This is a genomic window from uncultured Aquincola sp. (assembly GCF_964001545.1).
Lineage (GTDB): Bacteria > Pseudomonadota > Gammaproteobacteria > Burkholderiales > Burkholderiaceae_C > Aquincola.
The window spans coordinates 1-6,992 of sequence record NZ_CAXFDV010000724.1; the positions used below are offsets into that span (position 1 = coordinate 1).

Annotated in this window: 6 protein-coding genes; 3 read left to right on the forward strand and 3 right to left on the reverse strand. The window is 69.4% G+C overall.

Translation table 11 applies throughout. The features are described from left to right. Positions 1 to 32 precede the first annotated feature (32 nt). The 3 genes from ABNT58_RS25505 to ABNT58_RS25515 all read left to right on the forward strand — a co-directional run bounded on the left by ABNT58_RS25505 (position 33) and on the right by ABNT58_RS25515 (position 4,518). Positions 33 to 791 (forward strand): DeoR/GlpR family DNA-binding transcription regulator, encoded by a 759-nt coding sequence (locus tag ABNT58_RS25505; protein WP_348756189.1) that lies wholly within the window; start codon positions 33 to 35, stop codon positions 789 to 791. A gap of 375 nt (positions 792 to 1,166) precedes the next feature. Beyond that, positions 1,167 to 3,932 (forward strand): magnesium-translocating P-type ATPase, encoded by a 2,766-nt coding sequence (gene mgtA / locus ABNT58_RS25510; protein WP_348756184.1) that lies wholly within the window; start codon positions 1,167 to 1,169, stop codon positions 3,930 to 3,932. A 148-nt stretch (positions 3,933 to 4,080) separates the two neighbouring features. Then, entirely contained in the window at positions 4,081 to 4,518 is a 438-nt protein-coding gene (locus ABNT58_RS25515) for a hypothetical protein (RefSeq protein ID WP_348756185.1), read from the forward strand. An 84-nt stretch (positions 4,519 to 4,602) separates the two neighbouring features. On the opposite strand, the gene ABNT58_RS25520 is transcribed toward ABNT58_RS25515, so the two are convergent. The 3 genes from ABNT58_RS25520 to ABNT58_RS25530 form a co-directional block, all read right to left on the reverse strand. After that, positions 4,603 to 5,439 carry an amidohydrolase family protein gene (locus ABNT58_RS25520; RefSeq protein WP_348756186.1) on the reverse strand — a complete coding sequence of 279 codons (837 nt, stop codon included), beginning with the start codon at positions 5,437 to 5,439 and terminating at the stop codon, positions 4,603 to 4,605. Next, positions 5,436 to 6,008, reverse strand: a complete 573-nt coding sequence (locus ABNT58_RS25525) for a carboxymuconolactone decarboxylase family protein (RefSeq protein ID WP_348756187.1) — start codon at positions 6,006 to 6,008, stop codon at positions 5,436 to 5,438. Before ABNT58_RS25525 ends, ABNT58_RS25520 begins: the two co-directional genes overlap by 4 nt. Positions 6,009 to 6,113: 105 nt before the next feature. Continuing rightward, on the reverse strand, positions 6,114 to 6,992 hold an 879-nt coding region (locus ABNT58_RS25530), incomplete at its 5' end, for a LysR substrate-binding domain-containing protein (RefSeq protein ID WP_348756188.1).

Genomic DNA, 6,992 nt, shown 5'->3' on the forward strand with positions numbered 1-6,992 from the left:
CACGTTCATGTGCGCAAGAGACCATCGACGCCATGCTCACCGCCCAGCGCAAACAGCTCATCCTCAGCCGCCTGTCCACGCAGGGCCAGGTCGTCGCCGCCGATCTGGCCGCTGAGCTGGGCATCTCGGAAGACACCATCCGCCGCGACCTGCGCGAACTGGCGCAGCTGGGCAAGCTGCAGCGGGTGCACGGCGGGGCGCTGCCGGCCTCGGTCGCCACCGGCGATCTGCAGCTGCGCCAGCAGGTGTCGTCCGACGACAAAGAAGCGCTGGCGCGCTACGGCGCCGGCTTGATCCAGCCCGGCCAGGTGGTCATCCTCGATGGCGGCACCACGGCCTTGCAGCTGGCGCGCCACCTGCCGCCCGACCTGCGCGCCACGGTCATCACCCACAGCCCCAACGTGGCCGTGGCGCTGGCGGCGCACCCGCGGATCGACATCCTCATGCTGGGCGGCCGGCTGTTCCGGCACTCGATGGTGAACGTGGGCGCCTCGGTGATCGAGGCGGCCGCGCGCTTTCGTGCCGATCTGTTTTTCATGGGCGTCACTGGCGTGCACCCCGAAGCGGGGCTGAGCACGGGCGATGCCGAAGAAGCCGACGTCAAGCGCGCGCTGCATGCACGCGCCGCGGAAACGGTGGTGCTGGCCTCCGCCGAGAAGCTGCTCAGCGCCTCGGCCTACGTCATCGCACCGATGCGTGAGCTGTCGATGCTGGTGGTGCCTGCGCACACAAGCACCAAGGTGCTCACGGCCTTGCGCGCCGGCGGCGTGAAGGTGCAAAAGGCCGGCTGAAGGGATCTTGCACGCAGCGGCCGCGCATCACCGACAGCTACCCGACAGCCTGCAGCACGCTTCAGCCGCTGACCTATGTTGCAGTGCCGCATGGCGCGCAGTAGAGTGCCGGCTTCCCCACTTCGGAACACCACCCGTGGACAGTGACAGTTGCCCGCCCAGGCGGCACTCGTCCGGCATGGTGGCCTAGCGCCTTCACGCGCTGCGCCGCCTTCGCCGGATCTTCATCCGGCGGAAGGCGGCACTTCCGGCCCAGCATTGGCTGCGGGCCGGGTCCCGCACTCCGCTTGTACTTGCTTCGACCCTTCGCAGGGTCGGTGTAGGGCCGAGCCTGCGCCTGTGAACCACAGCGGGCGGCGGCCGAGGGAGCAGACCATGGCCATCGCCACCCTTCAAGCGCTCTTCGCGAGCTTTGTTCGCAGCCGCGGCATCGGCCGCCACTTCCGCCGGCTGTTGATGCTGGAAAGCCTGCGCGAGGCCAGCCCCGGCCAGGCGCTGCCGCCCGCCCTGGGCCCCACGTTGGCCCGTGCCGCCACCGAGGCGCCTGCCGCGCTGCTGCAGCGCCTGGGCTCGCATGCCGATGGCCTCAGCGCCTCGCAGGCCGAGGCCATCCGCCAACGCGTGGGCCACAACCTGGTGGAGCAGGACAAGGCGCCGCCCTGGTGGCTGCACCTGTGGCACTGCTACCGCACGCCCTTCGACCTGCTGCTCACGCTGCTGGCCGTGGTCAGCTACGTCACCGAGGACATGAAGGCCACCCTCGTCATCGGCTCGATGGTGGTGCTGTCGGTGGCCATCCGCTTCGTGCAGGAGCGGCGGTCCAACAAGGCGGCCGACCAGCTCAAGGCCATGGTCAGCAACACCGCCACGGTGCTGCGCCGCGACCTGGCCGAAGACGCGGCCGAAGAAGCGCGCATGTTCTTCGAGGTGCGGCTGCATCCGCAGCCGGCGCAGACGGTGGAGCTGCCGATTGCCGACCTGGTGCCGGGCGACGTGCTGCTGCTGTCGGCCGGCGACATGATCCCGGCCGATTGCCGGCTGCTGTCGGCCAAGGACTTGTTCGTGGCCCAGGCTGCGATGACCGGCGAATCGCTGCCGGTGGAAAAGTTCGCGGTGCACCAGGCGCTGGATACCGCCAACCCGCTGGACCTGGAGAACATCGTCTTCATGGGCACCAACGTGGTCTCGGGCTCGGCCACCGCGGTGGTGGTGGGCACCGGCGGCGCCACCTACTTCGGCGCGCTGGCCCAGCGCGCCACCGCCACCGACCGCACGCCCACGCAGTTCCAGGCCGGCGTCAACCAGGTGGCCTGGCTGCTCATCCGCTTCATGTTCGTGATGGCGCCGCTGGTGCTGTTCATCAACGGCTTCACCAAGGGCGACTGGACCGAGGCGTTCCTGTTCGCCATGTCCATCGCCGTCGGCCTGACGCCCGAGATGCTGCCGATGATCGTCACCTCCACGCTGGCCAAGGGCGCGGTGCTGCTGTCGCGGCGCAAGGTCATCGTCAAGCGGCTGGACGCCATCCAGAACTTCGGCGCGATGGACGTGCTGTGCACCGACAAGACCGGCACGCTGACGCAGGACCGCATCTTCCTGTCGCGCCACACCGACATCTGGGGCGAGCCTTCTGACGAAGTGCTGGAAGCCGCCTACCTCAACAGCCACTACCAGACGGGCCTGAAGAACCTGCTGGACGTGGCCGTGCTCGAGCACACCGAGGTGGACCGCGCGCTGGCGCCGGCCGCCAACTTCCGCAAGGTGGACGAGATCCCGTTCGACTTCCAGCGCCGCCGCATGTCGGTGGTGGTGGCCGAGCGTGACGACCACCACCGCCTGATCTGCAAGGGCGCGGTAGAGGAGATCCTGGCCGTGTGCAGCCAGGCCCGCCATGGCAGCGTGGACGAGCCCTTGACCGTTGAGCTGCTCGCCCGCGTGCGCCGTGTGACCGCTGCCCTGAACGACGACGGCCTGCGCGTGGTGGCCGTGGCCGCCAAGGACCTGCCGCCCACGCAGCAGACCTATGGCGTGGCCGACGAAGCGGGGCTGACGCTGATCGGCTACGTGGCCTTCCTCGATCCGCCGAAGTCTTCCACCCGGCCGGCGCTGCAGGCCCTGGCCGAGCATGGCGTGAAGGTGAAGGTGCTCACCGGCGACAACGAACGCGTCACGGCCAAGATCTGCCGCGAGGTGGGCCTGAAGGACGAGGCCACGGTGCTGGGCTCGGACGTGGAGCGCATGAGCGACGCGGAGCTGGCGCTGTCGGTCGAGTCGCATGCCATCTTCGCCAAGCTCACGCCGGCCCACAAGGAGCGCATCGTGCGGGCGCTCAAGGCCAACGGCCATGTGGTGGGCTTCATGGGTGACGGCATCAACGACGCGCCGGCCCTGCGGGCGGCGGACATCGGCATCTCGGTGGATTCGGCGGTGGACATCGCCAAGGAGGCGGCCGACATCATCCTGCTGGAAAAGAGCCTGATGGTGCTGGAGGAGGGCGTGGTGGAAGGGCGCAAGACCTTCGCCAACATGCTCAAGTACATCAAGATGACGGCCAGCTCCAACTTCGGCAACGTGTTCTCGGTGCTGGTGGCCAGCGCCTTCATCCCGTTCCTGCCGATGCTGCCGATGCACCTGCTGGTGCAGAACCTGCTGTACGACTTCTCGCAGGTGGCCATCCCGTTCGACAACGTCGACCCCGAGCTGGTGGCCCAGCCGCAGCAGTGGAACCCGGCGGACATCGGCCGCTTCATGCTGTTCTTCGGGCCGGTGAGTTCGGTGTTCGACATCATCACCTTCATGGTGATGGCCTGGGTGTTCAAAGCCAACACGCCCGAGCACCAGACGCTGTTCCAGTCGGGCTGGTTCGTCGAAGGGCTGATGACGCAGACGCTGGTGGTGCACATGATCCGCACCCGCCGCATCCCGTTCCTGCAAAGCCGGCCGGGTGGCGCCTTGATGGCGATGACGCTGCTGATCATGGCCATCGGCATCTTCCTGCCGATGGGTCCGCTGGCGCACTACTTCAAGCTGCAGGCGCTGCCGTGGACCTACTTCCCCATCCTGGCGGCCATCCTGCTGGGCTACATGGGGCTCACGCAGGCGATGAAGGCCTTCTACAGCCGGCGCTTCGGCTGGCAGTGAAGGGCAGGGCGCCCCACGCACGGCGGCGCCCCTGTCCTACAGGCGGCGGCGGGGGTGCCCGACGCGTGGGGCGAGCCCCGGCTCCTAGAGTGCACTCAGGCCGATCGACATCGGTCGGTACCCCACAACCACTGACGGAGCAAGACACATGAACAAGCGCATCACCAGCCTCATCGCCGCCGCCGCCCTCGCCGGCACCTTCGGCATCGCCCACGCTCAGGGCTCGGCCACCGCGGTGCCCGGCACCACCAACAACCAGCTGAGCAGCGGCGCCCACGCCGACACCGCCAACGGCATGACCGCCGCCGACGGCAAGATGGACAAGAAGCACGGCAAGGCCATGCGCGAGAAGGCCGGCAAGCCCACCACGATGAACAGCAACACCAACCCGATGGGCACGGGCACCAAGGAAAACAACGGCACCTACCAGACGAACAGCACCTCGGGCTCTTCGTCGGGCATGTCGTCCACCAAGGGCAGCACCCCGGCCATGGGCAGCACCACCAACAACAGCAACACCAACCCCCGTGGCACCGGCACGATGGAAAACAACGGCACCCAGCCGACCACCGGTGGCACGAAGTAATCGACTTCGCCTGACCCAGGCATGAAGAGCCGGCGCTTGCGCCGGCTTTTTGTCGTCTGGCCGTTCAGCCGTTGCCGGCGGCTCTCAGCCGTACAGCCGCTGCGGGTTGTGGTGAAGGATGTGCTGCAGCACGGCGTCGTCAGCCACACCGTCCTTCAACCACTGCAGCAGCGCATTCGCATCGGGCACCGGCTGCACGCGCAGGTGCGGCCAGTCGCTGCCCCACAGCAGCTGCTGCGGATTGGCCTGCAGCAGGGCCTGCAGGAAGGGCAGGGCGGCCTGGCCGCTCTCGGGCGTCAGGGCCTGGCCGGGCAGGTTGCGGTAGACGCACAGCTTCACATGCACCCGGCCTTCGGCCAGCAGCTGGCGCAGCACCTGAAAGCCCGGCGCCTGCGGGCCGGCCTGCAGGTCGAAGCCGCCCATGTGGTCGATGACCACCGGCACCGGCAGCGCGCGGAGGGTGTCGGCGATGGCGGGCAGGGCGGCGGTGTCGGTCCACAGCTCGGCATGCAGGCTGGCATCGGCCAGCGCGGGCGCCAGAGCCTGCAGGTCGGCCAGGCTGGCACTGCCGGCAAAGTTGCCGCCCGCGCCGCTGCGGTGGCTGAAGCGCGCCGCGCGCACGCCGCGTGCGTGCAGGCCTTGCAGCGTGGGCAGGTCGCCGGGCCGGGTGACGATCACGCCGCGCCAGGCCGGCCGTTCGGCCAAGGTGTCCAGCAGCAGTGAAAGGTCGGTGCCGTAAGCGCTGGGGTGCACCAGCACGCCATGGCCCAGGCCCAGGCGCTGCAGCAGCGCCGCATAGTCGGCCTGCGGCGCCTCGGGTGGCGTGTAGCTGCGGTCGGCCGCCAGCGGGTAGCGGTCGTAGGGGCCGAACAGGTGGGCGTGGCAGTCCCAGCCGGTCAGCAGGGTGTCGGCCGCGGTCATGCGCGCGCCTGGTGCTGCGGCAGCGCAAAGGCGGGCGCCACGCCTTCGGGCAGCGGAATCTCGTGCGCGTTCAGTGTCATCGCCACCATGGTGTAGTAGCCCACCAGCGCGGTCAGCTCCACCAGCGTGCGCTCGCCCAGCAGGGCCAGCGCGCGGGCATAGGTGTCGTCGGTGATGGAGTGCAGGCGCTTGAGTTCCATCGCCACCTGCACGATCACGGTGTCGGTCTCGTCCAGGCCTTCGGGCAGGCGTTGCTGCAGCAGCGCGTCGATCACCACGCGTTCGATGCCGGCCTTCTCGGCCTCGATCTCGTGTGCGTACCACTCGAAGGGCGACTGGCTGGCGCGGCCGGTCACCAGGATGGCCAGCTCCGCCTGCCGGCGGCTGAGACCGGTGCCGTAGCGCAGCAGCGCACCCAGTGCCGACCAGCGCTCGGCCAGCTCAGGGTTGTGCAGCGCCGCGCGCAGTGGGCCCTGGATGCGGCCGCGCGGGCCGTTGACGATGCTGTCGTGCACCCGCCGCTGCTCGGGCGTCATCGTGTCGGGGTGGGGCAGGCTGATGCGGGGCATGGGCGGGGCGTGTTCCTGTCTAGACAACTGCGGGCCGGCGGCGGCCGGCAGCGCCGAGCTTAATCGGCGCCGCGCCCCGGCGAGAGCGGCTGCCCCGCAAGGCTGCTATGCCGCCGGCGGCAAGCCCGGCTGGCTGGAGCGCCACATGCCGCTGCGCGCCATGTCGCCGACGATGCGCACGATCTGCGCCGCCACTGCGCTCACGGCCTTGGCCGGGCCTTTCTGCCGCGCCAGTGCCATGCTCACGCTGCGCTGCAGCGGCGGGTTGACCAGGCGCGCGGCCTGCAGCCGGCCTTCCTGCAGCTCTTGCCACACCGCATGCAGCGGCAGCACGGTGTACAGCCGCTCCTGCGCCACCAGCAGCTTTTGCAGCGGCAGGCTGTCGGCCTCGATCGCGGGCACCAGCGTGATGTGGGCCTGCCGCGCCATCGCATCCAGCGCGGTGCGCAGGCCGTTGGGCGCGCTGGGCAGGATGAAGGGCAGCTCGTGCAGCGCGGTCAAGGGCAGCTCGGCCGCGGCCGTCAGGCGGTCGCCGCGCGGGCCGATCAGGTAGCTGTCCACCGTGGCCAGGGCCTCTTCATGCTCGGGCAGGCTGGCGCCATAGCGGTAGAGGATGGCGATTTCGATGCGGGCATCGGCCAGCCACTCTTCCACCTGGCCGCTGGAGCCTTCCAGGATCTTCAGGCCCAGCTTGGGGTGTTGCGCCCGCATGTCCTTGAACAGTCGCCCCACCAGCGGCGAGCCGATCGACGGCAGCAGGCCCACCGTCACGCGGCCGCTGAGTTCATGCGCCTCGCCGCGGATCTCGCGTTCCAGCTGCTGCGCGTCGGCCAGCAGCGCCTTGACCTGCGGAAAGATGCGCCGGCCCACTTCTGAGAGCTCCACGCCGCGGCCGGTGCGGGTGAACAGGCGCGTGCCGCACTCGCGCTCCAGCGCATTGAGCTGGCGGCTCAGCAGCGACTGGTTGCTGTCCTCGAACAGTGC

What these genes read in the sequence shown, in the direction of transcription:
- ABNT58_RS25520 (WP_348756186.1), bottom strand. Translation starts at nt 5,439, where the DNA reads ATGACCGCGGCCGACACCCTGCTGACCGGCTGGGACTGCCACGCCCAC.
- ABNT58_RS25525 (WP_348756187.1), bottom strand. Translation starts at nt 6,008, where the DNA reads ATGCCCCGCATCAGCCTGCCCCACCCCGACACGATGACGCCCGAGCAG.
- ABNT58_RS25515 (WP_348756185.1), top strand. Translation starts at nt 4,081, where the DNA reads ATGAACAAGCGCATCACCAGCCTCATCGCCGCCGCCGCCCTCGCCGGC.
- mgtA (WP_348756184.1), top strand. Translation starts at nt 1,167, where the DNA reads ATGGCCATCGCCACCCTTCAAGCGCTCTTCGCGAGCTTTGTTCGCAGC.
- ABNT58_RS25505 (WP_348756189.1), top strand. Translation starts at nt 33, where the DNA reads ATGCTCACCGCCCAGCGCAAACAGCTCATCCTCAGCCGCCTGTCCACG.